This window comes from Streptococcus suis, assembly GCF_016775005.1.
Classification (GTDB): Bacteria; Bacillota; Bacilli; order Lactobacillales; family Streptococcaceae; genus Streptococcus; species Streptococcus suivaginalis.
The window spans coordinates 120393-146536 of record NZ_JAEUXI010000003.1 but is presented as its reverse complement, the minus strand read 5'-3'; the positions used below and the strand labels follow the sequence as shown (position 1 = coordinate 146536).

Annotated in this window: 22 protein-coding genes and 1 other RNA gene; all 23 read right to left on the bottom strand. The window is 44.7% G+C overall.

Annotation, left to right across the window (positions count from 1 at the left end):
• Positions 1-144 precede the first annotated feature (144 nt).
• The gene (locus JNG37_RS04315) at positions 145-1494 is read right to left on the bottom strand and encodes a glucose-6-phosphate isomerase (protein WP_158456336.1); all 1350 of its coding nucleotides are present in this window, start codon (positions 1492-1494) and stop codon (positions 145-147) included.
• A gap of 81 nt (positions 1495-1575) precedes the next feature.
• Positions 1576-2118: an ATP-binding protein gene (locus JNG37_RS04310; protein WP_158456334.1), complete on the bottom strand. Its 543-nt coding sequence runs from the start codon at positions 2116-2118 to the stop codon at positions 1576-1578.
• A gap of 218 nt (positions 2119-2336) precedes the next feature.
• Positions 2337-2426, bottom strand: an RNA gene (gene ffs / locus JNG37_RS04305) — signal recognition particle sRNA small type.
• Between the two features lie 61 nt (positions 2427-2487).
• Positions 2488-2991 (bottom strand): tRNA adenosine(34) deaminase TadA, encoded by a 504-nt coding sequence (gene tadA, locus JNG37_RS04300; protein ID WP_158456332.1) that lies wholly within the window; start codon positions 2989-2991, stop codon positions 2488-2490.
• A 51-nt stretch (positions 2992-3042) separates the two neighbouring features.
• Positions 3043-5013 (bottom strand): transketolase, encoded by a 1971-nt coding sequence (gene tkt / locus JNG37_RS04295; protein WP_158456330.1) that lies wholly within the window; start codon positions 5011-5013, stop codon positions 3043-3045.
• Between the two features lie 101 nt (positions 5014-5114).
• Positions 5115-6206: an L-ascorbate 6-phosphate lactonase gene (ulaG, locus tag JNG37_RS04290; protein ID WP_002938500.1), complete on the bottom strand. Its 1092-nt coding sequence runs from the start codon at positions 6204-6206 to the stop codon at positions 5115-5117.
• 124 nt (positions 6207-6330) lie between these two features.
• Positions 6331-8019, bottom strand: a complete 1689-nt coding sequence (locus tag JNG37_RS04285; RefSeq protein WP_158456328.1) for a BglG family transcription antiterminator — start codon at positions 8017-8019, stop codon at positions 6331-6333.
• A gap of 90 nt (positions 8020-8109) precedes the next feature.
• Positions 8110-8727 carry a hypothetical protein gene (locus JNG37_RS04280; protein WP_158456326.1) on the bottom strand — a complete coding sequence of 206 codons (618 nt, stop codon included), beginning with the start codon at positions 8725-8727 and terminating at the stop codon, positions 8110-8112.
• A 125-nt stretch (positions 8728-8852) separates the two neighbouring features.
• The gene (locus JNG37_RS04275; protein ID WP_158456324.1) at positions 8853-9569 is read right to left on the bottom strand and encodes an L-ribulose-5-phosphate 4-epimerase; all 717 of its coding nucleotides are present in this window, start codon (positions 9567-9569) and stop codon (positions 8853-8855) included.
• A complete protein-coding gene (locus tag JNG37_RS04270; protein WP_158456322.1) occupies positions 9569-10432 on the bottom strand; it encodes an L-ribulose-5-phosphate 3-epimerase in 864 nt (287 codons plus the stop codon). Before JNG37_RS04270 ends, JNG37_RS04275 begins: the two co-directional genes overlap by 1 nt.
• A gap of 5 nt (positions 10433-10437) precedes the next feature.
• Positions 10438-11103 (bottom strand): 3-keto-L-gulonate-6-phosphate decarboxylase UlaD, encoded by a 666-nt coding sequence (locus tag JNG37_RS04265; protein ID WP_024376144.1) that lies wholly within the window; start codon positions 11101-11103, stop codon positions 10438-10440.
• 12 nt (positions 11104-11115) lie between these two features.
• Complete coding sequence (locus JNG37_RS04260) at positions 11116-11601, bottom strand: PTS sugar transporter subunit IIA (protein WP_105107426.1); 486 nt, start codon at positions 11599-11601, stop codon at positions 11116-11118.
• A 53-nt stretch (positions 11602-11654) separates the two neighbouring features.
• Positions 11655-11933: a PTS sugar transporter subunit IIB gene (locus tag JNG37_RS04255; protein WP_002939872.1), complete on the bottom strand. Its 279-nt coding sequence runs from the start codon at positions 11931-11933 to the stop codon at positions 11655-11657.
• A 93-nt stretch (positions 11934-12026) separates the two neighbouring features.
• Positions 12027-13475 (bottom strand): PTS ascorbate transporter subunit IIC, encoded by a 1449-nt coding sequence (locus JNG37_RS04250; protein ID WP_158456320.1) that lies wholly within the window; start codon positions 13473-13475, stop codon positions 12027-12029.
• Between the two features lie 230 nt (positions 13476-13705).
• The gene (gene srtB / locus JNG37_RS04245) at positions 13706-14530 is read right to left on the bottom strand and encodes a class B sortase, LPKTxAVK-specific (RefSeq protein ID WP_158456318.1); all 825 of its coding nucleotides are present in this window, start codon (positions 14528-14530) and stop codon (positions 13706-13708) included.
• 80 nt (positions 14531-14610) lie between these two features.
• Positions 14611-15048, bottom strand: coding sequence for a hypothetical protein (locus JNG37_RS04240; RefSeq protein ID WP_158456316.1), 438 nt, complete (start codon positions 15046-15048; stop codon positions 14611-14613).
• A gap of 151 nt (positions 15049-15199) precedes the next feature.
• Positions 15200-21361 (bottom strand): pullulanase, encoded by a 6162-nt coding sequence (locus tag JNG37_RS04235; protein ID WP_158456314.1) that lies wholly within the window; start codon positions 21359-21361, stop codon positions 15200-15202.
• A 112-nt stretch (positions 21362-21473) separates the two neighbouring features.
• Complete coding sequence (locus JNG37_RS04230; protein ID WP_158456311.1) at positions 21474-22421, bottom strand: LacI family DNA-binding transcriptional regulator; 948 nt, start codon at positions 22419-22421, stop codon at positions 21474-21476.
• An 87-nt stretch (positions 22422-22508) separates the two neighbouring features.
• Positions 22509-23261 carry an amino acid ABC transporter ATP-binding protein gene (locus JNG37_RS04225; RefSeq protein ID WP_158456309.1) on the bottom strand — a complete coding sequence of 251 codons (753 nt, stop codon included), beginning with the start codon at positions 23259-23261 and terminating at the stop codon, positions 22509-22511.
• A 9-nt stretch (positions 23262-23270) separates the two neighbouring features.
• Positions 23271-23930 (bottom strand): amino acid ABC transporter permease, encoded by a 660-nt coding sequence (locus JNG37_RS04220; protein WP_158456307.1) that lies wholly within the window; start codon positions 23928-23930, stop codon positions 23271-23273.
• A 9-nt stretch (positions 23931-23939) separates the two neighbouring features.
• Entirely contained in the window at positions 23940-24806 is an 867-nt protein-coding gene (locus JNG37_RS04215; RefSeq protein WP_238336254.1) for an amino acid ABC transporter substrate-binding protein, read from the bottom strand.
• Positions 24807-25204: 398 nt separating this feature from the next.
• Positions 25205-25387, bottom strand: a complete 183-nt coding sequence (locus JNG37_RS04210) for a hypothetical protein (protein WP_158456305.1) — start codon at positions 25385-25387, stop codon at positions 25205-25207.
• 80 nt (positions 25388-25467) lie between these two features.
• Entirely contained in the window at positions 25468-26061 is a 594-nt protein-coding gene (locus tag JNG37_RS04205; protein ID WP_158456303.1) for a CHAP domain-containing protein, read from the bottom strand.
• Positions 26062-26144 lie beyond the last annotated feature (83 nt).

Below are 26144 nucleotides of genomic sequence, written 5' to 3'. Positions count from 1 at the left end.
TGGATAAAAAATACTGTCTAGAAGTCTCTTGTCTTCTAGTATAGCAAATTTTTATTGACTGCAGAATCTTACTGAAAAAAATCAGAAAAAGAAAACAGCCCCCTTTGGGAGCTGCTCCTATCTAGTTCAATAATTGAAATTATCCTACAAACGTGCGTTCAATTCTGCACCGAGTTCTTCAAATCCTGGCTTGCCAAGAAGAGCGAACATATTTTTCTTGTAAGCTTCTACACCTGGTTGGTCAAATGGGTTGATCGCATTGAGGTAACCAGAGATAGCAATCGCCAACTCGAAGAAGTAGAAGGTGTAACCAAGTGTGAACTCATCTTGTTGTGGAAGGGTCACAAACATGTTTGGTACGCCACCATCTGTGTGTGCAAGAAGTACGCCGTCCGTTGCTTTTTTGTTTACAAAGTCAACGTCCTTACCTTGCAAGTAGCCAAGACCGTCAAGGTCTTCTGCCATTTCAGGAATCAAAATATTTTTTCTTGGTTTGTCAACACGTACCACTGTCTCAAAGATGTTGCGGTTTCCTTCTTGGATAAATTGTCCAAGAGAATGCAAGTCTGTTGAGAAGTTAGCAGATGTTGGGTTGATACCTTTTTGGTCCTTACCTTCTGACTCACCTGCCAATTGTTTCCACCACTCACTGAAGTATTGCAGTGATGGCTCGTAGTTAGCCAAAATTTCTGTTACATAACCTTTTCTGTAAAGGATGTTGCGAACAGCTGCATATTGGTATGCTTGGTTTTCAGCAATTTTATCTGAAGTGTAAGTCGTACGAGCTGCATTTGCACCTTCCATAAGGGCATCAATGTCTGCACCAGCTGCCGCGATTGGCAAAAGACCAACTGCAGTCAAGACTGAGAAACGGCCACCGACATCATCTGGAACAACAAAGGTTTCCCAACCATTTGCGTCCGCTTCAACCTTAACAGCACCTTTTGCCTTGTCAGTTGTAGCATAGATACGCTTGTTAGCTTCTTCTTGACCGTATTTCTTCACAAGCAATTCTTTGAAGACGCGGAAAGCAATGGCAGGCTCAGTTGTTGTACCTGATTTAGAAATTACGTTAACTGAGAAATCCTTATCTGCCACATAGTCTACCAAGTCAGCAAGGTAGCTTGATGAGATCGAGTTTCCAGCGTAAAGGATTTGTGGAGCTTTACGCTCTTCACGTGTTTGCAAGTTTACAAAGGCATTGCTCAAGAAATCAATAGCTGCTTTAGCACCAAGGTAAGAACCACCGATACCGATAACTACCAAAACTTCACTTTCATTTTGGATTTTAGCTGCTGCTTCCTTGATACGAGCAAACTCTTCTTTGTCGTAGTTTTCTGGCAAATCCAACCAGCCGATAAAGTCGCTACCAGGACCTGTTCCTTGACGGAGCATTTGGTCTGCAAGGGTAACTTGTGGTTGCATGTAGTCTACTTCTTGAGCTCCAACGAATTGGCCCAAGACTTTTGAATAGTCAAATGTAATATGTGTCATCTTTTTCCTCCATTTGTGTACCATAATATGATAACGCTTTATCATATTTTTTTCAAGGGATTTGTGAATTTTCATTCATTTTCATGAAATGGTTTGCGTGAACAGAATTTTTGCAATCATTTTTCCGGTCTGAATTTGCTCTTGGTAATCCTCCAAGGTCTCCCCCGCTTCTGTCACCGTAATCAGCTGTGGCAAGCACTTGGATAAAAGATAGAGGGGCAATAAGGTGACATACCATATCAGCATAACCTCAAAGATAAAGCGTGCATTATTGCCACGTTTGATATACCGTTGGCGGTACTCCTCCTTCAAGGAAGGGTGTGGAATGAAAATGTGGACATTCTTTTTCCCAGCCAGCCACATGGCCCACAACATGCGAGGCAAAAAATTGAGGGCAACCAAGACGATTTTCCCAGCCTGCTCCCACTCAAAGGCCTTTTCTACATAAGTCTGCCGGTATTGTTTATCCTTAATTGGTCGTTTGGTGGATTTGCGTTCTTCTTTTGTTAGATGGCTGACGCTACTATTGTCATATTTTATATCGGACATTTCAAGATCGACCACCTTGCTCCATTTCTTTGCAAGGGTCGTCTTCCCCATACCTGGAAAAGCAAATAAAAACATAGGCTTTCCTCCTTTGTACCCATCATGCTACCATAGGTTTCCAAAACATTTCTTAAGAATTGGTATTTTACACTATCTTTTCAGAAAAGCAATACTTTTCCCCAAAAATACATCCTCAGACGGATAGATCGGCCAGAACTGCCCCTATTTTGCCCCTATTTCTAAAAACAAGACAATGAAAACCCTCTGAAAGCTTGATTTCAAAGGGTTTTTAGACTGTACGCAAAAAGAGCACACACCCGACTTCGCTTAGGGCTGCTGGATTCCTCCCCTGACCCGCTTCACGCACGAATGTTGCTCCGTTTATTATTATAACACAAATTTACTAGAGTGCAAGTGGGGACTGAGTGAGATAGATGATTTGTCTAATCACTCTTGGGCTTTCAAAGCTCGTTTTTCAGTCTTCTGCCTTTCTCGGCGCTGTCTAAAAAAATCTTGCATGATCTGGGCACAAGCCTCTTCCAAGATCCCCGTTTCAACCTCCACACGGTGATTGAGCCGCTGGTCTGTCAAAATATCATAGAGACTGCCCGCCGCTCCAAATTTTTGGTTGGCAGCCCCATAGACCACCTGGGGAATACGGGCCAGCCCAATGGCACCACTACACATGACACAGGGTTCTATTGTGACAAAAAGGGTCGTATCCAGCAAACGCCAATTTCCCACGGTTTGATTGGCTTCTTGAATGGCCATGACTTCGGCATGCATGATAGCCTGATTGAGTTCCTCGCGCGCATTGTGCCCACGACCAATAATCTGTCCCTCCTTAACAATGACACAGCCGATAGGAATTTCTTCCTTGTCCAGTGATTTTTCAGCCTCTGCTAAGGCCTGACTCATAAAGTATTCTTTTTCTTCTTGTGTGTAATTCATAGGTCTATTATAGCAAAAAACAGCCCCAAGGGGCTGTTTCTATATTGTTTATTACAATTCGCCAACCAATTTCACTACGTTTTCTACTGTGAAGCCGTAGTTGTCAATAACTGTTTGAGCTGGAGCTGATGCACCAAATGTGTCGATACCGAGAACTTTACCGTCAAGACCGACATACTTATACCAACCTTGAGTCGCACCCATTTCAATCGCCAAACGACGACGGATAGCATTCGGAAGGATTTCTTCCTTATAAGCTGCATCTTGGGCATCAAATAGCTCAGTTGATGGTACAGAAACCACACGCACTTTTGTACCAGCAGCTTCTAGTTCTTTAGCAGCTTTAACAGCCAAGTTAACCTCTGAACCAGATGCTAGAAGGATAGTATCAAAGTCTTCTGCTTCGTAAACCACATAGGCACCTTTGGCAACCTTGTTAAAGTCAGTTCCTTCTTCAACTGTCAAGTTTTGACGAGTCAGGACAAGAGCTGACGGTGTAGACTTGCTGGTCAATGACAAGTACCAAGCTGCCTGTGTTTCACGCGCATCTGCTGGACGGAAGACATTGAGGTTTGGCATAGCACGAAGTCCTGCCAAGTGCTCGATTGGCTCGTGAGTTGGACCATCTTCGCCAACCGCGATAGAGTCGTGAGTGAAGACGTAAGTAACAGGAAGACCTTGAAGGGCTGACAAACGAACCGCTGCTTTGACATAGTCTGAGAAGACGAAGAAGGTACCACCGTAAACACGAAGTCCGCCGTGGGCTGCCATACCATTCAAGATAGTTCCCATGGCAAATTCACGAACACCAAACTGGATGTTGCGGTTGAGTGGATTTACTGAATCTTGCAGACCATCTTCCTTGATATAGGTCATGTTAGAGTGTGCCAAGTCTGCTGAACCACCGAGGAAGGTTGGCAAGACCTTAGCCGCTGCGTTGAGGGCATCTTGTGAGGAGTTACGAGTTGCTTGTGAGAAACCATTTTCATACACTGGGAAATCAGCTTCTGTCAACTCCGCCAATTCGCGACCTTCCAAGATAGCTGTTACTTCTGCAGCCAATTCTGGATGAGCTTGCTTGTAGTCTTCTACCAATTTCACCCAAGCATCGTAGGCTGCGGCACCGCGGTCTGCTACATTAGCTTTGAAGTCCGCATACACTTCTGCTGGGATTTCAAATGGTGCATAGTTCCAGTCAAGTGCTTTGCGAGTTGCTTCTGTTTCTTCTGGACCAAGTGGCGCACCGTGGGCTGCATTGCTTCCTGCCTTGTTTGGTGAACCGTGACCAATCACAGTCTTAACCTCGATCAAGGACGGTTTGCCAGCTGCTTTAGCTTTTTCAATAGCCGCAAAGATGGCATCTACATCGGTACCATCTGTTACCAAATCTGTGTGCCAACCGTAGGCATCGTAACGGGCACGAACGTTTTCTGTAAAGGCATCCTTGGTTTCACCATCCAAGTTGATGTCATTTGAATCGTACAATACAATCAGTTTGTCTAGTTTTTGCAAGCCTGCATAAGACGCAGCTTCTCCAGACACACCTTCCATCAAGTCGCCATCACCACAGATTACGTAAGTATAGTGGTCAAAGATTGGGAAACCATCACGGTTGTACTTAGCTGCAAGGAAACGCTCTGCTTGGGCAAAACCTGTCGCAGTTGAGATCCCTTGTCCAAGAGGGCCTGTAGTCGCATCTACACCTGCTGTATGACCGTACTCTGGGTGACCTGGTGTTTTTGAACCCCACTGACGGAAGTTCTTAATCTCGTCCATGCTTACTTCTTCAAAACCTGAAAGGTGAAGCAATCCATAAAGGAGCATTGAGCCGTGACCAGCAGACAAAATAAAGCGGTCGCGGTTGATCCAGTTTGGTTGTGCTGGATTAATGCGGAGCTCCTTGGTAAAGAGGCTGTAAGCCATTGGTGCTGCCCCCATAACAATACCTGGGTGACCAGATTTTGATTTTTCAATGGCGTCAATACCAAGGAAACGAATTGCGTTTACTGAAAGTTGTGACATCTTATTCTCCTTTTATAAAAGTCATAGGTACATTATACCATAAAGCGTTTTCGCTTGTCAGTTTCAAAAGGCAGGACTTGCGTCCCGCCCCTCTTGTCATCTTATAGCAAGGCCTTGAATTGAATATTTGAATCTTCCAAGAAGCAATCATCAAAGCCACGTGGGTGGTGATATTCAATACGGTCCTTGTCCATCGGATAAGTGTACTTGCCACCAACTTCCCAGATGAATGGATGGAAATCATATTGCAAGCGTTCCTTACGCATTTTCCAGAGTTGCAAGATTTCATCCGTTGATGCCATGAAGTTAGACCAGATGTCATAGTGAACAGGGATGATTACCTTAGCACGCAAGTTTTCTGCCATACGGAGAAGGTCGATTGATGTCATCTTGTCTTGGATACCGATTGGGTTGTCACCATAGTTGTTGATAGCAACGTCGATGTTGAAGTCGCGGCCGTGTTTTGCAAAGTAGTTTGAGAAGTGGGAGTCTGCACCGTGGTAGATGGTTCCGCCAGGTGTTTCAAAGACATAGTTAACTGCCTTTCGAGCCATGAGTTCATCTGTCACAGGAAGTCCTGCTAATTTACCACCATTTTCGTCATAACCTTCGATGGGAAGTGTCACCAAGCAAGTACGGTCGAAGGATTCTACAGCGTGGACCTTGATGTCTTTGAATTCAAAGCTGTCACCTGGTGCGATGCGGATAATACGGTCAGCAGGCACACCCCATTTTTCCCAGATGTCGCCACTTTCAACTGGACCGACAAATTTGACGTGGTCCAACTTTGGATTGTTGATGATGGCAGCGGCTGTGCTGATGTCCATGTGGTCACTGTGGACGTGCGATACTAGGTAGTAGTCCAATTCATTGATGGCAAATGGGTCGATAACCATTGGCTGCACACGCAAGTTTGGTTGCAATTTGCGAACACCTGCCATGTTAGCCATTTGGTGTCCCCAAACCATATCTTTCACTTTTTTAGTTGACTTGCCGCGCGATGACCAAAGATCCATGACCACGTTCGCACCACCTGGTGTTTTAATCCAGACACCACAGTTTCCAAGCCACCACATAGCAAAGTTGCCTTCGGGCACTACTTCTTCTTCAATTTCTTCATTGAGCCAAGTTCCCCATTCTGGGAAGGTTGAAAGAATCCATGATTCTCTTGTAATATCTTGAACTTTAGCCATTTTTCATTCCTCCTATAAGGCTGATTGTATTTCTATGTTTCTAGTATATGCGCAACAGGTCACAAAAAAAAGACCAAATAAAACACAGGCTTGTGTTCACATTTGGACTTTTGCACGCAGATGGCTAATACAAATCCGTTTCCAGATCGGAACTAGCTAAGCTTGCCAATAATTCATTGGCAATCAGATTTTGCAAACGCTGCTTCAATTCCAAGGCTTCCTGGCCATTTTCAACATATGACGCTAGGAGTTTGTCCAATTCCATGGCAAAACCTTTTTGGCTGTCTGTCAGACTGCGGTATTTGGCAAAATGAATCAAACGCAAGACATCATCAAAATCCAGAATCGGATGAACCTGAATCACAGGCAAATCCGTATCCGTCACTTCATTGGTCGAAATCAAGAAGTCCACCTCCAACAGGTCTTCCACACTCTTAAATTGCTCTGTTGTAAAAACGGCAGAGATGGTTTTTTCAGGTAGGTGGTGCTGGCATTGTTTCATCAACAATTTCTGCACAGAAACTCCCTCATCACAGATAAGAAAGACAGTCGGACTGGTCAGCTTTCGACTACTGCTTCGACGAAGGGCTCCACCCAAATGCACCGTCAGATAAGCAATATCCTCATCTGTCAACTGGATTTGCCAGGCTTCCTCCAAGATATGACTAGAAGACTTTGTCAATCGAAAGAGGGTGTCATACTTATAGCGAATCTGGTCAACCAAGGGATTTCGCGATAAGATTCCATAGGTTTTTCGAAACAGCATGGCCTTACAGTGAGCCAGCAAATCATGAGCTAGCTCCTCTTTTTTCTCCAAATCAAAATCTGAATGTAGCTCAAAATGACGGATAAAGGCATCGACCACCTTCTTCAAATCCGCAAAATCCTGACTAGTAACATGGGCATCCCGGTCCTTGCGATAAGACAAGAGCAAGACGGCAATCAGCGACACTTCAATCTCGTCTAAATCAAGACCAAACTGCTCTTCTAGGGACTGGCTAATTTTTTGAGCAACACCGTACTCAATCCGTTCATAAACCAAGGCAAATTCTCGGACAATCGCATCCTTTTCCTCCTGTTCTAAACTCATATTGCGATAGGTGAGCAGCATATAAGGAAGAATTTTAAGCATCAGTTCAATTTCAGAACGATTGATTTTCTTACCAAGGTCTTTTTCAATACCATATACCTGGCGGGACAAAAACTGGGCCAAATCTTTTGAAAAAAGGGACTGGCAACCACTGAAAAGACTAACCTTGTCTTCCAAAATGCTGACAAAACTCTTGCTCGCTTCTGTGAACAAACTATAGAGTAAGGAGTGGATATATTGGATTTTTGTCAAGGGATGACAGGCCAGATCGTAGCCTTGTGACTTAGAAACATAAAGGGTCATCTGATACTGTTCCTTACTCAATCGACTGCGGATTTCATTAAGGTCATTGAGAACGGTATTTCGTGAAACCTCTGTCAGATCCATTAATTTTTCCAAGGTAATCCGTTCGCGTGCGATACAAATATAAAGGAGCATCAACTGCATGCGCTCATCCATATTCATAATGTAGCTATAGGAATCAATGGTCGAAAGTAAATAACGGCAAACTTGCCGTTGGCTATCTGACAAGCGGATTCCAATGCGAGGCAGGCTCTCTATTGGCTCGACATGATCTGGAAAGGCAGCGTTAATCTTTTCCAGATGGTAGTAAATTTTCCGTCTGGATTGCTGCAACTCCTTTGAAATTTTCATGATTGTTTCTGACTCTTGCAGTCCAATCAAATACCGTAACAAGGCACAGCTACTTTGATCTAGAAACACCCCTACTCCTCCTTTCATATCTTATTCTATCTTACCATAATTGAAGTGGAGATTCTAACAATTATATAAATAGGTATGTATTTTTGCGCATCAATAGATGCTCTTAATAATTTCTACCCGTGTGATCAAATCTCCGTGCATATTGTCAATCCGTAGGGCGACATTTTTCAGATAGACACAGGCACCAATGGCGATCGTTTTTTCCTCTTCATTCAGTTTGCGAGTGACAAATTCGCGCAGAGTCTCACTACCTTGGCTAGGAATTTTGACACGGGCAATAATATTGGCAACCTTGACCTTTTGACTGGCACGCATGATGATGTTATTGGAATCATCAAACTGAGTAAAGAGGTATTTTCGCACCGCAAATAAGATGGCAACCGACACGATTCCAATCAAGTAATCCATACTGGAGCCGTGTTCCACAATCAATTGGCGAGCAATGGCAACCAGGAGTACCTCAATCACCGTGCTAGGGGATTGTTTGCAGAGCATTTTGATAAATTCAACCCCAACTGCCAGGGTCATGGCTTTACTCAAAAAGCTCTGAATAAAAGCATCTGCCTGTATCTCACCTGTGAAGGACTGAAGGAGGTCAGCTAGTAGCAAGCCCGACAAGGCAAGAAGGGCAAGACCTAAAATGGCAGACAAGATCAACTCAAGATAGTAGGCAATCTCTGTCAGACTGTCTTGTAAAAATTTTCTCATATCCTCTCCTTTCAAAAAAAGAAGAATGAGGAACCTATTCTTCTCTCATTCTTCCATCAGCTTTTCTAGCTTGGAATAGTCTCTCCATTTACTGCTAATAAGAAACTAAAGGACAGCTGGAGTGATTAGTGTTCATCACCCTTCTGTCCGTAGTAGGCATTTGGACCATGTTTACGGAGGTAGTGCTTGTCCATAATATAGCTTGGTGCTGGCTCGACCCGTGGATTGATTTGTTCGGTGTAGCGGTTCATCCGAGCCACTTCCTCAAGGACAACGCTATGGTAAACTGCCTGAGCAGGATCCTTGCCCCAAGTGAATGGTCCGTGGTTGCGAACAACAATGCCTGGAACAGCAACTGGGTCAATGCCTCGACGCTCGAATTCCTCGATGATAACTGCACCTGTTTCTTTTTCATAGGCCGAGTTTACTTCCTCAGCTGTCAAAGAACGGGCACACGGTACTGGGCCGTAGAAATAGTCCGCATGAGTTGTCCCATAGAATGGAATGTCACGACCAGCCTGAGCCCAACCCACTGCCTCTGTCGAATGCGTATGCACAACAGCATGGACATTTGGCCAAGCCTTGTATAGGGCAACGTGGGTCGCCAAATCAGACGAAGGATTCAGATCTCCCTCCATCACATTGCCATCCAAGTCGGTCACCACCATATTTTCTGGGGACAATTTTTCATAGTCCACACCAGAGGGCTTGATGACGATGCGACCAAGTTCACGGCAGACTTCTGATACATTGCCCCAGGTAAATTTGACGAGTCCATGAGCAGGTAGAGCGACGTTGGCTTCATAGACCCGTTGGCGCATTTCCTGTAAATCTTTTGGCATTAGTTCAACCCCGCTTTCTCAATCAATGGATAGAGGAAATCTTGCGCCTCTTTAATCGCTGCTCGTGTTTCCTCAACTGTTTCGCAGTTTTCAGACCACATCTCAATCAAGAATGGACCTTGGTAATTGGTCTTTTTCAAGACTGCAAACATATTGTCCCAGTCCACACAGCCCTGACCGAATGGGACATCACGGAATTGACCCTTGGAGTTTTCGGTTACCGCATAGGTATCTTTCAAGTGAAGAGCTGCAATGGAACGGTGTCCCAGGTAAAATTCGCTGTAAATGTCATTGTGCCAAGCAGACACGTTTCCCGTATCTGGATAGACAAAGAGATATGGCGAGTCGATCTCTTTTTCAACAGCTAGGTATTTTTCAATGGAGTTGATAAATGGATCATCCATGATCTCAATGGCCAACATGACCTGAGCCTGTTCTGCCCAGTCGCAAGCCTGACGAAGATTCTTGATAAAACGCTCTCTGGTTTCAGGCGATTTTTCTTCATAGTAAACGTCATAGCCAGCCAACTGGATGACACGAACGCCCAAATCCTGAGCTAGTTCGATACACTGTTTCATGGTTTCTAGGGACTTAGCTTCAAGAGCAGGGTCATTGGAGCCAAGCGGGTAGCGACGGTGACCAGAGAAGCAAATAGTTGGAATACGAACACCTGTTTCATAGATGGCCTTGACCATCTCCAAACGCTCTTCCTTGGTCCACTCCAAACGAGCCAAACGTGCATCGCTCTCATCCACCGACATTTCCACAAAGTCGAAACCTAATTCTTTGGCAAACTCCAAGCGTTCCTTCCATGTGAAGTGCTTGGGCGTTGCCTTTTCATATATTCCGATTGGTCGTGCCATAGGCCTTACCCCCAGATACGACGGATTTCGTCTTTAAATTCACGCGCCGCAGCTGCTGGATCTGCCGCTTCTGTGATACCGCGACCTGCGATAAAGGTGAAGACATCTACACCCTCAAACAATTTAAGTGTATCAACATCCAAACCACCTGTTACAGAAACACGGAAGCCCATGTCAACCAATTTTTTTACTTTATTGAGGTCTTTTTCACCCCAAGTTTCGCCAGCAAGGAGGGCGTCACGTGATTGGTGGTAGATCGCTTGGGAAATACCTGCATCCAACCAGAGTTGAGCCTGTTCATAAGTCCAATCACCGTAAAGCTCGATTTGGATTTCACCCTTGTCACCACGAACTTCCTTGATGGCCTTCAAAGCTGCTTCCATAGTTGGAATAGTTGCAGAACAGATACAAGTCATCCAGTCCGCACCACGAACGGCATTGTTTTTAGCAACCGTACCACCAGCATCCGCACACTTGGTATCCGCAACGATAATCTTGTCTGGGAAAAGGCTACGAAGCACTTCTACCAACTCGCTACCAACTTGGAGCAAGCAAACTGTTCCTGCTTCAATAACATCCACTTCGTGACCAACGGAGACAGCCGCTTTAATCGCTCCTTGCAAGTCTGAATGGTCAAGGGCAACCTGTAAATTTGGGATATGTTTTGTCATCTTTTCTTCCTCCTAGCTATCCAAGTCTAAACCTTCTAAGTACGGGCTATTTTTTGATTCTTCCACCATTGCCAAGACTTCCTCCGGTGTCTGACAAGCTACCAGACGCTCAATGGAATTTTCCAATTCAAAGAGAGCAATAATTTGTGGAATGGCTACTGACGTGTGAATCTTTGGATCTGTCGCAGCCAAGGTCAACAGAACGGAAACCTCCTTACCGTCTGAAAAGGCTACTGGTTTTGTTAAGGTAATCAAGGCAAAGGAATCCTTCAAGACACCGACACCCGCTTGGGCATGAGGCATAGCCATGCCGGGCATGAGCACATAGTAGGGACCATATTCTTCGGTCGAAGCAATAATGGCATCATAGTATTCTTCTGTCGCAGCACCACTTTCAATCAGCGGTTCAACAGCCTTGTGAACAGCCTCCTGCCAGGTTTCCGCCGTCAATCCCAAGCGAATGGAATTGTTTTCTGTAAATGATTTTTGTAAATTCATACTCGTTCCTCCCTATTTGAAAGGGGATGGGAAGAAATCCCGTCCCCTATTCATTACAATACTTGACTAAGTTTAGTCTTGATTTCGTTGTCGTCCATAAGGTTGTCAAGACCAACCAAATGACCTTTCGTACGACCTTCCAATTCTGCAATTAAGTGATTGGATGCAACCACAATATCGTATCCTGCTGCCAAACCTTTTGCTTCACCTACTGAGCAAGAAGCTGATTGGAAATCTGTTACCCCGAGTTGACGAAGAGCGTTTTCAACCTTCATCTTGATAACCATGGATGAACCCATGCCATTACCACAAGCTGTTAATACCTTTACCATATTGTTTTCTCCTGTGTTTTTATAAAATATATTTTGTTTTTTTAATGAACCAAGTAATAAATAAAGTTTTGTTCTGTTGATTTTCGAAGAGTGTTAGTCTGCTTGCGCCTCACCGCGATAGTAAGCTTCCTTATCTTTTGCTTTAGCAAATTGCAACTGTGGAATTGCCAGCAAGAATAGGCAGACAAGAACGAAACCAGCAATACCAAGGTACTTGAAGCTATATGCAAATGGCAACCAAGGGATTTCGAAGTCGATATTTCCGTGGTAACCACCGCTCAATTCAAGCAAGCCGACGCAGACTGCACCAAGGGCAACTTGAAGAACACCTGAGAGGAAGGAAAGAATTGCTGCTGCTTTCCAACCACCACGTTTGTCTGCGTAAACCGCGATAGCGGCATTGTCAAAGAATACTGGTACGAAACCGGTGATGATGAGGATTGGGCTCTTGAAGACAATCAAGAGAACGATGGTAATCAATTGACCAATCAAACCGAAGGCAAATCCTGAAAGAACTGCGTTAGATGAGCCGAAGCCGTAAGAAGCTGCAACGTCCACCGCTGGGAATGAACCAGGGAGCAACTTGCTTGAGATACCTTGGAAGGCATTTGTCAATTCTGCTACGAACATGCGGACACCTTGCATCAAGATGAAGAGATAAACTGAGAAAGTGAAAGCTGTTTGAACAACGTACATGAAGAAGGCTTGTTTTGCTGGGTTATATGGTGTGCCTGAAGTGATGACTTCTGGGTTTGCCATGATTTCTGGACCCAAGATGAACAAAATTACACCGAAGAAGACCAACATCAAGGTTGCAGATGCAACAACTGTATCATGGAAGATGTTGAGGAAGCTAGGCAACTTCAAGTTATCCAAGTTGTCTTCTTTTTTACCAAGTTTTGGAGCAATCTTATCTACAAACCAGATAGCAAATTGTTGTTGGTGACCGATGGCAAATCCTCCACCACCTGTCAAGCGTTGCGTTGCTTCAACGGTCATGTTTGAGCTGACTGCCCAGTAGATACCGCAGATGATACCGATAGCTGCTGTACCAAATTCATTACGGAGCCCTGGAATCAAGAAAAGCACCATCAAGGAAATAGTTGCAGCCTGTTGAACCATGATGTGACCAGTGATGAACAGAGTCCGTACTTTTGTGACCTTACGAAGTGCCACCAAGAGGATATTGACACCAAAACCGATCAAGAGAGCTGTCGTTGCTGCTGATACGAAATCAGGAAACTCTTCCGCAATTTTTCCGTTTGCTGCTGCAAGACCGAAGTAAGGGTCAATAACCGCCGCATCGATTTGGAACTTGTAGTTCAAGGCTGCCAAGATTGGACGGAAGGTTGTTACCAAACCACCTGCAGCTACGTTCAAAATCATGTAGCCGACCGTTGCTTTGATAAACCCTGCAAAGACATCATGAGGCTTTTTCTTTAAGAGGGCATAACCCACCAATACCAAAAGACCTACGAAGAAAGCTGGATTCTGCAAGATGTTTTGCGAGAACCAGTTTAATGGGGTTTGAAGAAAATCCATTTTTCATTCTCCTTTTTGAAATGATTTTTATGGCTTTATTATAATTCTTGAAAGCGCAAACAAAAAGACCAAATAAAACACAGGCTTGTGTTCACTCTTGGACCATTTCCCGAACAAAGCCCATTTTCAGCATCAGCCCTACTTTTTCTCCTCCTTCCTCTACCCCAAGAAAAAAACAGACCGCTCCCTCTAGCGGTCTGCCACTCTATGATCATAGAAAGAATAGAAGCCTAACGTGTCGCCTGATAAACCAGTTCGGACTGATGGTTTTTGAGAAACTCAACCATCTCTGAATCAGGAATCTGGCGACAATAAAGATTAGCCCGTATCGTCACATCCTCTTCTCGACATGTTGACAAGACAATGTAGCGGTCCGTTGATTGGATAGTAATGGATGGGTTTCGTGTCACCGCATCACGACTCACCATAGCCAACTGGGTTACAAATTGCTTATCATCTTCAAAACTTGTACGATAAAAAGCAGTCGTCTCCGGAACGATAATCAAAAAGGCCGCTTGGTAATAATAGGTTCGTTCAGGTGTTTGAATGACAATGTAAGGATGTTGATCAAAATATTCCTGGTTATCATAGAAATTGACATCATTAAACATCCGATGGTCTGGAACAGTTGCCCCCCTAGCATGCCCAAACAACCAGGTCAATTGGTCGCTGAAATCGCTCTTGTTTTCCATATCCATGAAGACAGTCCCCATATAGGGATCATATCCCCCATCAAAGGTCTTTGATAGATAGGTCGCATTGTCCCCCGTTTGCACCACAGGTTCATCCAACATGGTTCCTGGTGCATAGATATAGGCGATCGTCTCTGGGTTGATAGCCTGTAGACTTGCAAACTGACTGGCCAGGTTGGCTTTTTCTTCCTCTGAAACCTGATAAGAAGGAGGCTGCTCTGCCTGACTGCTGGACTTGGTCACCGATGACTGAGTTATCTCTACCTGACTTGTTTGCGTGCTTAGTAAGGTAAAGGAGATAAAAGCAAGGGACACAAGGGCCAACAGACCTAGCAGTAGGGGTAGGACTTTAGATCTCTTCATCGTAGTAGGCTCCTATTATGAATGAAAATAAAGTTGCCAAGAGCTGGCAACCTTATTTATCAGAATGGGTGATGGGCAACTTATTTCGCTACGCTTGTTTTAGGCAATACTTTTGCAGCTGGTGCTTCAGTTGGAACTTCCACATCCGTTGCAATACCATATACATAGCCCTTACCGTCCTTATCAATCGCACCCTTCAGGTTCAATGCCTCTTTAGTAGGTGCTGTTGTAGGAACCGCTGTAATCAACACTTCGCCATCCACAACAGTCGCTTCATATTTCAACTCAGCAGTATGATCTGATGCAGTTGGTGCTTCAGCTGGAACTTGTACATAAACAGACTCACCTGCCGCCAATGACGCTTCAATGTCCAAAGTTGGAAGTACTTCAGCTGTCGGCGCTTCAATAGCGGAATGATTGTTTGGATCGATGGTTGTGCCAGGTTCCAAAGCAAATACAGGACTAGCCAAGACTGTTAAAAGAGCAAGACCAGACAAGGTAACAAGTGACTTTTTCATAGTATTCTCCTTTCTTACTAAAGAAAAAAATGATATCGAAAACGTTTCCAACTCTATTATACGGAAAATTATTTCGAAAATCAAAAAATTGTATGTTCATATGTGAAATTAAAAAACAGCTCCGATTAAATCGAAGCTGTTGGAGGAAATCCTATTCTTCCCGTTTTTTCTGTTTGAGCAAGACAGCTGAAGCTGCGAGGCCAGCTAAGCCCAGATAGATGGCCGCTGCATTAGCCTGCTCACCTGTACTTGGCAGAACAGATGAAGACTGGCTCTCAGTCTCTGAAACAGGGGCACTGGTTGGAAGCGGACTAGCTGCTTGTTTAGAATCAGAAGGTGTTTCCACATGCCCCTCTGGTAAAACAGGAGCTGTTGGAGCCGTATCCGGAACCAGATCCAAGTGTCCTTCTGGCAAAGCCTCCGCTAAAGGCGCCTCATCTGGGACCCAGGTCACTAGTTCAGACTCCAAGCGAATCACCGTTGCAGTCAATGGCGCAAGTACAACTGCATCATCTGTCAATGTCACACCTACCAAATCAGTCAGCGCTGCTATTCCAGCCCGTTCACCATCGACCAGCACTTGACCCTTCAGCAATTCTTTGTAACTATCAGAAAGAACAAAGCTGCGCTCCTTGCTGTCTGCGTTAACAAAGACAGCATAGCGGTCCCCATTGCTTGCAATGGTTTGATAGGCAATGACCACATCATTTTTGGCAATACCATTTTGACCTGGAATTGAAATCAAGCTAACCTTCTGTTCAACTTCTTCTTTTGTTCCCAAACGGAAGGCATCTGTTGATTTACGCAAGGCAATCAATCCTTTTGTAAAGGCCTGAGTACGGGTATTCTCTGGATAGAGCGCCTCATCTGTCGCTTTGGTCCAGTCAAACTTGTTGACCGCATCCGATGAATCGTAAGAATCATGAATGTAGTATGGATAGTCAAATGGCGTTCCATCTGCATTGGTCAACAAATGCGCCTTGTTTGGTACCTTGTCCTCTGTAACCGGCTCCTTGTAATCAGGATGGCGGAACTGTTTGGTCCGTCCATACTCCTGACCAGAATGGATAAACGGTGTCCCTTGAGCAGTCAAAACTAGCAAGTTACCCAAACGTTGACGTTGGTGAATTTCAGTATAGTTTTCAGCAACTGATGGATCCTTCTTGATGGACTGAGCGATAATATCAAAGAGGGTCAAGTTATCATGCGCAGCAATATACTGGATCACATCGCCTGGATCATCTGCCAAGAAGTTGCCTGGTTGTGCCTTGATGTTATTAAAGACAGACTCAACACTCTTAGCACCACCTGTGATAAAGGCTGGCTGACCTTCGTTTGGATAACCAGATTTAAGTGTGTTACGAATCTCATCTGAGAATACCGCAACCGTATCTGTTGAGCTCATCCAATCTTGGTCCGCTGGCTGAACAGGCTGATTGGCATCACCTGTAAAGGTTCTCCATCCTTCACCAAGCATAATAATGTTTGGATTAAGTTTTTGAGCCTCAGTAAAGGCCAGCTCAATTGCTTCGGCATCATGGTCACCCATCATATCGAAGCGGAAACCATCTACCTTAAACTCATCCACAAGATACTTGATGGAATCAACTAAGACACGACGGCTCATGTAGTGAGTAGTTCCCAGACGACCACCACCAAAGCTTGATTTAGCCGTACCATCTGCCTCCATGAAGTGATAATAGTTTGGTTCTAAATCTTCAAATAAGAAGGTCTTAGAAGTGTGGTTATAGACCACATCCAAAATCACACCCATGCCTTGTTTGTGGATTTCATTGACCAGGTTTTTGAATTCCTCGATGCGTTTCATTGGATCGGTCGGATCTGTAGAATACATACCTGTAAAGGCAAAGTAGCTCTGTGGATCATAACCCCAGTTATAGTTGCTGTTGCTAGAAGCATACTCACTCATCCGCTCTGCATTTTTCAATTCATTGACATAATAGTAGCTCATAACTGGGAGCAGCTGAATATGGGTCACACCCAAGTCCTTAAGGTAGCTGAGACGCTCTGCAAAGGATGCAAAGGTGCCGAACTGAGCTGTCAATTCATCGGAAATAGCAGGATCTGATGTGAAGTCACGGACATGTGCTTCATAGATAATCGCATCTTCACGCTGATTGAAGTTAGGAATTGTGGCATAGCCCAAGCCACTTGGACCAACTTCTGATGGATCCACAATCGCAGCTTTTGCAATACGATAAGATGGATCTGTATCTGCCAAATCACTATTCCACTCCGCTAAAGACTTAGCATATGGATCTAAAACAAGAACAGCTTGATCCCCACGAGTAATTTCATAATGGTAGTAGTAACCACGATAGTCCGCGATACCAAGACCTGATTGACCGTTTAATTCGAGGTCCCATTGTCCTTTATCGCCCTTGGTCATGGCCAATTTACCGATCACCTTAGACTGGTCATCCTTATCATAAAGAACAACTGCTACACTGTCTGCGCTTGGAGACCAGAGAGTCATATCAACAACACTACCAGCCTGACGCACACGCGCACCAAGTTCTCCATCATAAGCATAGAGCTCATCCTTCAATTGCCAGCTCATAGTTGTTGTGAAGCTATCATTGCCATATTTGAGGGTATAGCCCGCATTTTCTTGGTTGAAATCCCCGAGGACTCTCACCTTGTTGCTAGTAAGGTCCAAGACAAGGTCCGTCACAACAACTGTCTGACCATTCTTATCTGTTACAGATAATTTCTCCAAGATGCTATCCTTATCCGCACCTTCCAGCGTTGTAAAGGCTGCTTCTAAAGCTGTTAGGCTAACATGAGAAACACCTGTTACACGGACATTGTTGACAAAATAAGGGTTGGTGTAAATAGTCGCATCATCATCCTTGAGGAAGATTTGTGTCTGATTTTTCAAATCTGTAAAGCTATAATCTTTCTGCTGAATCTTCACATCATCTCCTGACTTGCTTTCATCCAATAGCAGGAAGCCAATGGAACTTGGTAAATCTGTCAATTTGACATCAATATAGGCACCGTACTTGCCTTGGTTTTCAAAATCAATACCATTTGGCCAGTCACCCAAGGTAACATCAGTCACATCACCCCAGATCCAGAGACCTTTTTGGTCATAATTGCCATCTGTACGGAAGTAATTGATACGGATGTAGCCTTCTTTAAGCGGTTGATAGAGGCTGAGTTGGTAGTTTTCATCAAACCAAGCTTCATTCATCTTGGTACTAATCCGTTCTATGGTCTTGTCACCCGTGATATTCTCGCCAGAAGTATTATTAATCAACAGACTAATCTTGCTGGCCGTTTCATCTTTCATCTTGATGTCCAAATAATAGCCATAGTCATCCTGTTTAGCAGTACTGAAATTGGTTGCACCCGTTGGCCAAGCACCAACATCTGACGATGGTTTTTCGACATCATCCCATGTCCATAGACCTAGACTAGATAAATTATCAGATGGTAAGGTTTTGAAGTGAACACGGAAGTAGCATGCTTCAATTGGCTCTTCAGTCGCTCCTTGCACACTTGCATTGACGATGTCACCTGCTTGAGTCTGAAGGAGCATGGTGCCACCTTGACCGATAGTTGGAAGTTCGACTTGAACAACCCATTTACCGTCTTTCTCAATAGCTTGATACGTTTTTCCTGTGTAGGCATCTGTGACCACTACATCCTTACCAGATACTTCAAGCGCCATTTCCTTGCTCTCGGTATTGGTTGAGAAGACAAGATAGGCAGCTTGATCTTGGTAACTGCGTTTGCTGATAAGCCAACCTTGGCTATCATTTCCAGCAAGGGTGCTTGTATCACCACGTGAGAGCAATGTTGAATTGGCATTACGGAAAGCCAACAATTTCTGATAGTGGTCTGCGATGTCGCTAGTCTCTACCTTGCTCCAATCGAAATCGTACCGGTTGTCATAAACTGGCCAGTTGTTTTGTCCAGATTGACCTAATTCTTCACCGTAGTAGATGACTGGCTGACCTTTAGCAGTAATCAAAAGACTAGCAGCCAATTTCAGTTTATCCAGATTTCCTTCTTTTTCTGCGCCACCGAGACTGTAAAGGAAACCATCTTCGTCATGACTGCCCAAGAATTGACCCAGAGAAGCTGCACTAGTCAGAACCTTGCTACGTTCTTCCAGCTCTTTTCCAGCTGCTTTCAGTTGACCATTGACCAGATATTTAGCAATATCCTTGAAGCCAAAGTCCAACAAGCTGTCCATAGTACCGATTCCCAAGTCACCCTTGGTATCTTTATAGTTAGCTCCCCAAGTTTCCCCAATCAAGTGGAAGTCAGGATCTCTATCCACCAATTCATTTTTGAAATGCTGCCAGGTTGTATCATCAACGTGTTTGACTGTATCGACACGGAAACCATAGATTGAATTACCTTTAGCAGTTGTTGAGCGTTCCAACCAAGATGCCTGCCAAGCAACCAACTGATTGCGAACAGCTGCTTCTTCTGTCTTGAAGTCTGGTAAACCAGATAATGAGCCTAATTGGTCATCTCCCTGCTTGTCTTCTTCCTTAGTCCGTACCATACCTGCAAAGGTTTCTTCTGTACCATAGCCAGCGTGGTTAAGCACCACGTCAACAACAATGTTTATACCTTTTTCCGCTGCGGCATCAATCAATTCATGGAAATCAGCTAAACTTCCCAAATGCGGATTAAGTTTCTCAAAATTGGATGCCCAATAACCATGGTAAGCATAGTACTCTCCATCTGTTACGCTACCGACATTCTGTGGAATATTTTCCACAATTGGTGTCAACCAGATAGAGTCCACACCCAATTCTTTCAGATAGTCCAGCTTAGCTGTCACTCCTTTGAAGTCACCACCTTGGTAAAGACCACGTGGGTTGGAGGCCGTTCCTTCTACCAGCTTGTCATTGCTGGTGTCTCCATTATAGAAACGGTCTGTCATCATGAAGTAGATGACTTGCTCGTCCCAGTCTTTTTCACCATCTGCCTTGATACGCTCTGTAATGGTCACATCTAGTCTGGTTTCGTAATAACCGTTGTCCTTGTCATAGACCTTTACAGGAAGACTATAGGTCCCTGGCGCTGTGCTAGACGTCGCTTTAATGGTCACACGATTGAGCTCAGTAGAGATTGGCACAAGACCTCCGCCGATGGCACTTGTATCGACTTCCATTTTGACAATCTCAGCATTTTCAGGGTTGGTGACAGTTACAGATACCAAGCCACTTTCATTGTAGTTGAATGGCGCTTTGCTACTAGCCTCAAGGGTCACATTTTTTGTACCCGGAGTCGCTTTGCTGGTATCAAGTTCTACCTTCTCTTCGATAAAATATGGATTTGTATAGACTTTGTCGTCACCGTTTCGAAGGAAAATTTGGCTATGCCGTTTACGGTCTGCAAAGGCTAAATCAATGGTTTTATTGCCTGCCAAATCTGGATTATTCTGATTGATTAGTAGAAATCCAAGCTTAGAATCCAAACCATTCGATAGAGGAATGTCAACATAAGCACCATATTTGCCAAGTTTAAAGTCCACGGCACCTGTTGGCCAGCCATCACTCGCTTCAGTCGTATCCCCCCAAGTCCATACGCCCCAACCTTCATAATTGTTGTCTTCACGGGTGTAATTGATGCGGAGAACATTTTCATCTTTGAGAGGCTCATAGCTAGACACGCTGTAGTCACTAGCGATCCAGGCTTCATTCTGTTCCGGAACAAGAAGCTCCACTTTTTGGTCCGATTCTGTTATTTTTTCCCCATTCTTGAGGACCAGATAGCCAATCGTTCCTGGTGTCTCAGATTTTTTAATATCAACGTAATGGCCGTAGTCATCTACCTGACTGCTTGAAAAATTCGCTGTATCCCTTGGCCATTGATTACCATCGGACGGCTCTGCCACTCCTCCCCAAGTCCAAAGTCCTTGACTTTCTGGTGCTGTTTCATCTACATTTTCAAAGTGCAGACGAATGCTACCTTCTTCGATGGGGGTTTCTGCTGAAGAAGTATTTTCTTCTGTAGCTGTTACAGGCTCAACTGACTCAGTTGCTGTCGGAAGAACTGCTTCTTCTGAAACAGCTGGCTGGCTTACCCCTTCTTCAACAGCTAAGGGGCTAATAGACGAAGCTGTATCAAGACTGTCTCCTGCCTGATTAGATTCTGTCGCTCCTGTATCTGTTGCTGCCACCGTGGTTGTGTCCAACTCATTTGCTTCTACCTGATAGGCTGGTCCTGCAAAAAAGAGACTGCTCGCAATACCGATGGATGCAACGCCAACGGACAAGGTGCGAATGCCAAAATGGAGGCGTTTTTCTCCCATTTTCTGTTTCATAGTTTCCTCCCTGTTTATATCTTTATACTATATAGTATAAAAGAGAAATCATTTTTTGCAAACGTTTTCTTAAATGTTACCGATAACATTTTTACATTAAAAAAAGAGAAACCTAAAGCGTGGTTTCTCTTTGAATCAATTTGGCTGGGAAAAACAGGGAGGTCGGTTCATCTTGCTGGCTCTGGATGGCTTGCAAGAGTTGTTCGAGGCAGGCCTGCCCCATTTGACTGAGCGGCTGCTCCATAGTGGTCAAACTAGGTCTAGAAACCTTATCTAGGAAAAATCCATCAAAACCAATCACCCCAACCTCCTCAGGAATCCGTTTCCCTCTTGCTTCCAACCCTCGAACCAAGCCCAGCGCAAGGCGGTCCGACCCACAAATGAAGGCTGTTTTGACATCGCTAGAAAGCTCCAGACCATCCAACAAGGCTTGGCTAACACGGGATCGATTTTCTAACTTATAGAGCTGAGGAGGACATCCCAAGTCCTCCATGGCAGCCACATAGCCCGCCTGCCTAGAATGAGCAAAAGACTCTTCCAAATCCAGTCCAACATAGATTAGCTGGCCATACCCCTGCTGATGGGCAAACAAACTTGCCTGATAGGTAGCTGTGCGATTATCCGTATCCACGAAGGAGAAACCTGCCTTATTTTCCCCGAAAAGAACCAAGGGCTTAGTCAGAGAAGCCAGCCATTCATAGTCAGACTGACGGGCTCCCATCACGATATAGCCATCACACTGATCCGACAGGGCCTCCTTTGCCGTTGCCAGGTGCATGCTGTATTGATTGGTCTGAGCAGCCTGGGCAATTCCTGCCAAAAGCGCAGCATAATAGGGTTCCACCAGCGCCATCTCTTCTAAAATCATCACCTGAATAATCCGGGTCCGCTTTTGCGCCAAGGCTTGAGCCTGAATATTGGGACGGTAATTCAAGTCCTTCATCGCCTGTTCGACCAATTCCCTCAAGGATTGGCTCACTTTTTCTGGATGATTCAATACCCTAGACACCGTCATTTTGGACACATTTGCCCGACGGGCAACTTCTGCAAGACTAACCATCCTCATCCTCCTTGTTCATTTTTACGCAAACGTTTTCTCTATTATAACCCAAAAAAGACCTGCTGAAAAGTTAAAAAAGACCAAGGCTTAACCTTGGTCTGTACTTTCTTGACGAATCCGAGCCAAGAACTGCTTGGTCCGTTCTTCTTTTGGGTGGTCAAAAATCTGCTCAGGACTGCCGACTTCCACAATCCGACCCTGGTCCATCAGAATGACCTTGTCTGCCACAGCACGCGCAAAGCCCATCTCATGCGTTACAACCAGCATGGTCATACCTTCCTTAGCCAATTCCACCATGACTTCCAGCACTTCTCCGATTAACTCCGGGTCCAAAGCCGAAGTCGGCTCATCAAAGTAAATCACTTCTGGATTGGTAGCAATGGCACGTGCAATACCGACCCGTTGCTGTTGGCCGCCTGAAAGCTGACTTGGATAGGCCTGGTATTTATCTCCCAACCCCACCTTGTCCAAGGCAGAGCGACCAATTCGCAAGGCTTCTTCCTTATTCAATTTTCGTCCGACAATCAAGCCTTCTGTGACATTCTCAAGCGCTGTTTTATTGGCAAAAAGATTATAGTGCTGGAAAACAAAGCCAGTCCGTTTACGAATGGCTGCAATAGCTTTCTTTGACATCTTAGCCAAATCATAGCTTTCGCCTCCAAAGGTCAAACGGCCGCTATCTGCTTCTTCTAAGAAATTCAAGGACCGCAAGAGACTGGTTTTCCCAGAGCCAGATGGCCCCAGAATTACTACTACTTGTCCACTTTCAAGCCCCATATCCAAATCATAAATCACCTGCTGTCCCTTGAAGGACAAATTTAGTTGTTCAACTTGTAGCATCTTGTCCTCCTAATAGGTAGCCAGTTTCTTTTCACCATAAGCCTGCAACTTGGTCAGAATGGTCGAGAAGAAGAGGTAAATCAAGGCAACTTCACAATAGAGTGCAAAGGGTTCATAGGTCCTTGCTGCAATCTGCTGGGTGGCCATAAACATTTCTAAGACCGTGATATTGGCTGCCAAGGATGTATCTTTCACCAAGCCAATCAAAGTATTGGAAAGAGGGGGAAAGGCGACACGAAAGGCCTGTGGCAATATAATCCGCCGCATGGTTTGGCCAAAGCTCAAACCAACCGTATATCCCGCTTCCAACTGTCCCTTGGGCACTGCCTCAATGGAGGCACGAATGGTTTCCGCAGCATAGGCTCCCGTGTTGATAGAAAAGACCAGAACCGCAGAGGGAAAGGCATCAATCACCAGTCCCAAACTCGGTAAACCATAGAAAATCACATAGAGTTGGACCAAAAGTGGGGTCCCTCGAATGATCCAAATATAGAATCGTGCCAGCTGCTTCAAGACTGGAACTCCAGCAATTTGCACCAAGGCAGTCCCAATTGCAATCAGAAGACCAATAGAAAATGACAGAATCGTTAGGGGAATCGTCACCAACAATCCTGGTACAAGAATTTGGACAAATGAGTCCACTAACAACTGCCATAATCTATCTGTCATCGTTTCTCCTTATTCTGCTGCTGTCGAAACATCTTCGCCGAAATATTTCTCAGCAATTTCTGTCAATTTTCCTTCCGCAGCCAAATCAGCCAAGGCTTGGTCGATCGCTGCAACCAATTCTTCATTGCCTTTTACAACTGGAAAGGCGGTTGTCTGCACATCCTCAGTTAGAGCAACGACCTGGATCGCTGCATCTGGATGCTGCTTCAAGTAATCTAAATATACAACATTGTCATTGATGGTTGCATCTACACGACCCGCCGTCAACAATTCAACAGCCTGTTGGAAACCATCTACCCCAACCACTTCTGCTCCATAGCTTTCAGCAACCGTTGCCCAGTTACTGGTTAAACTATTGGCAGATTTTTTTCCTGAAAGATCTTCAAACTGCGTGATATCCTGGTTGGAAGACTGAGTCACCAAGGCACCGTAAATGTAGGTGTATGGTTTAGAAAAATCATACTTTTCCTTGCGCTCATCGGTGATGCTCACCTGGTTTGCTACTGTGTCAAATCGAGCTGCATCCAAGCCTGCGATCATGCCATCCCACTCTGTCTCAACAAACTCAACTTCAAGCCCCAATTTTGCTGCGACAGCTTCTGCAACTTCAACATCGTAACCGACAAGCTTTCCACTCTCATCATGGTAAGAATAAGGAGCATAGGCACCTTCTGTACCAATCTGAATGACACCTTCTGCTTGAATTTGCTCATAAAGGGTTTGATCTGAACTGGTGCTCGTCGATGAGCTGGTGCTGCAAGCTGCCAAGGCAAAACTTGCAAGGACGAAACTAGTGAACAATGCCATTTTTTTCATATTTTCTACCTCATGCTGTAACATAGTGTGCTGCGTTGAAAAACCATCTTGTTCTTTCATGAAACAAAACACATTCTTTCAACTTATCATTTAGATATCTTATCATGACCAGCTCGACTTGACCAATATAAATTCTTTATCAAGGTCATTGAAAAAAACTATGGCATAGAAAAGGGAGTGGGAAAGAACTCGACTAGGTCAAAAAAGAGTTCCCCTCACTTCCAAACAGTAGGTTCGGGCTAAAATAGTCCACTGGACTATTTTACTCCCACCCCCGTACAGCTCCAACTGTCTGGGAGACAGTTGGAGGTTGGAAATAAGGCGAACTCTGTTCGCATCAGTCGTAGAGGCCAGATTTGGAGTGCAAAACACGAACAAATCTGCCAATCAACCACTGCGCTGAGATATTGAAACGAACTCTGAGAAGTGGAGCTGGGCTTGAGCCCAGCCTCTAATAATTAGCTTGCAAACTCGATTGGAACTGTAATCGTTTGGCCTTGAATCAGGCTTTTAACAGAGGCTTGCTCAAGTGTTGAATAAGTCTGAGCCATATAAGTCGTATCAGCCTGGACCAATTGTCCTGCTCCAATCATGGTAACTGATGCAAGGGCTGCAGATAAACCAATTTTTACTGAATTCATAATTAATACCTCCTTCTCTCGTTTTCTTAAGGATAGTATAGCTCTTCTTCCTTTCATAAAACTTAAAGGAACAATCCGTTTTAAACATCCACTGGTGCGTAAATATAGGAAATCTGCGCCCCTTCATTGGCTGGATTGAACCAACCACGGTAATTGGCCACCGTCATATTACCCGCATAGTTTGATTCCAGAACCTGTACTTGACCATCACTGCTAACATCTGTCACGACTGCCACATGCCCGTAACCACCATCGGTCCACACCATAATGGCCCCTACTTTCGGTGTCGTTCCAACCTCAAATCCTGCAGCAGCGGCACTGGCTGCCCAGTCGCCACCATTGCCCCAGTTATTGCCTGCCCAAGTGGCTACTTCCTTAGCTCCCCAAGTACACTGCCCAACGGGATAAGTATTGGCTGTATAAGTGACCGTTACTTCTGATACCAGGTTGGTTGCAAGAGCTGCTTGGGCTGCAGCTTCTGCCGCTGCCTTGGCCTCTGCTGCCGCTTTTGCAGCGGCTTTTTCTTCAGCTTGCTGGGTCAGCTGGGCTACTGTTGGGCTATCCGTGCTACTGGTATCCGCTTGGACAGTCAAGCTGGCTAGACCTAGGGTAAAACTGGCGGTTGCAGCCAGCATCCCCATTTTGATTTTTTGTTGTAATAATTGTGTCTTCATCTGTTTTCTTTCCTTTACCTTTTTGTCATGCATTCTATCCTAAAGGAGAAAACTTGCAGGAAACTTAAGGAAATGTAACAATT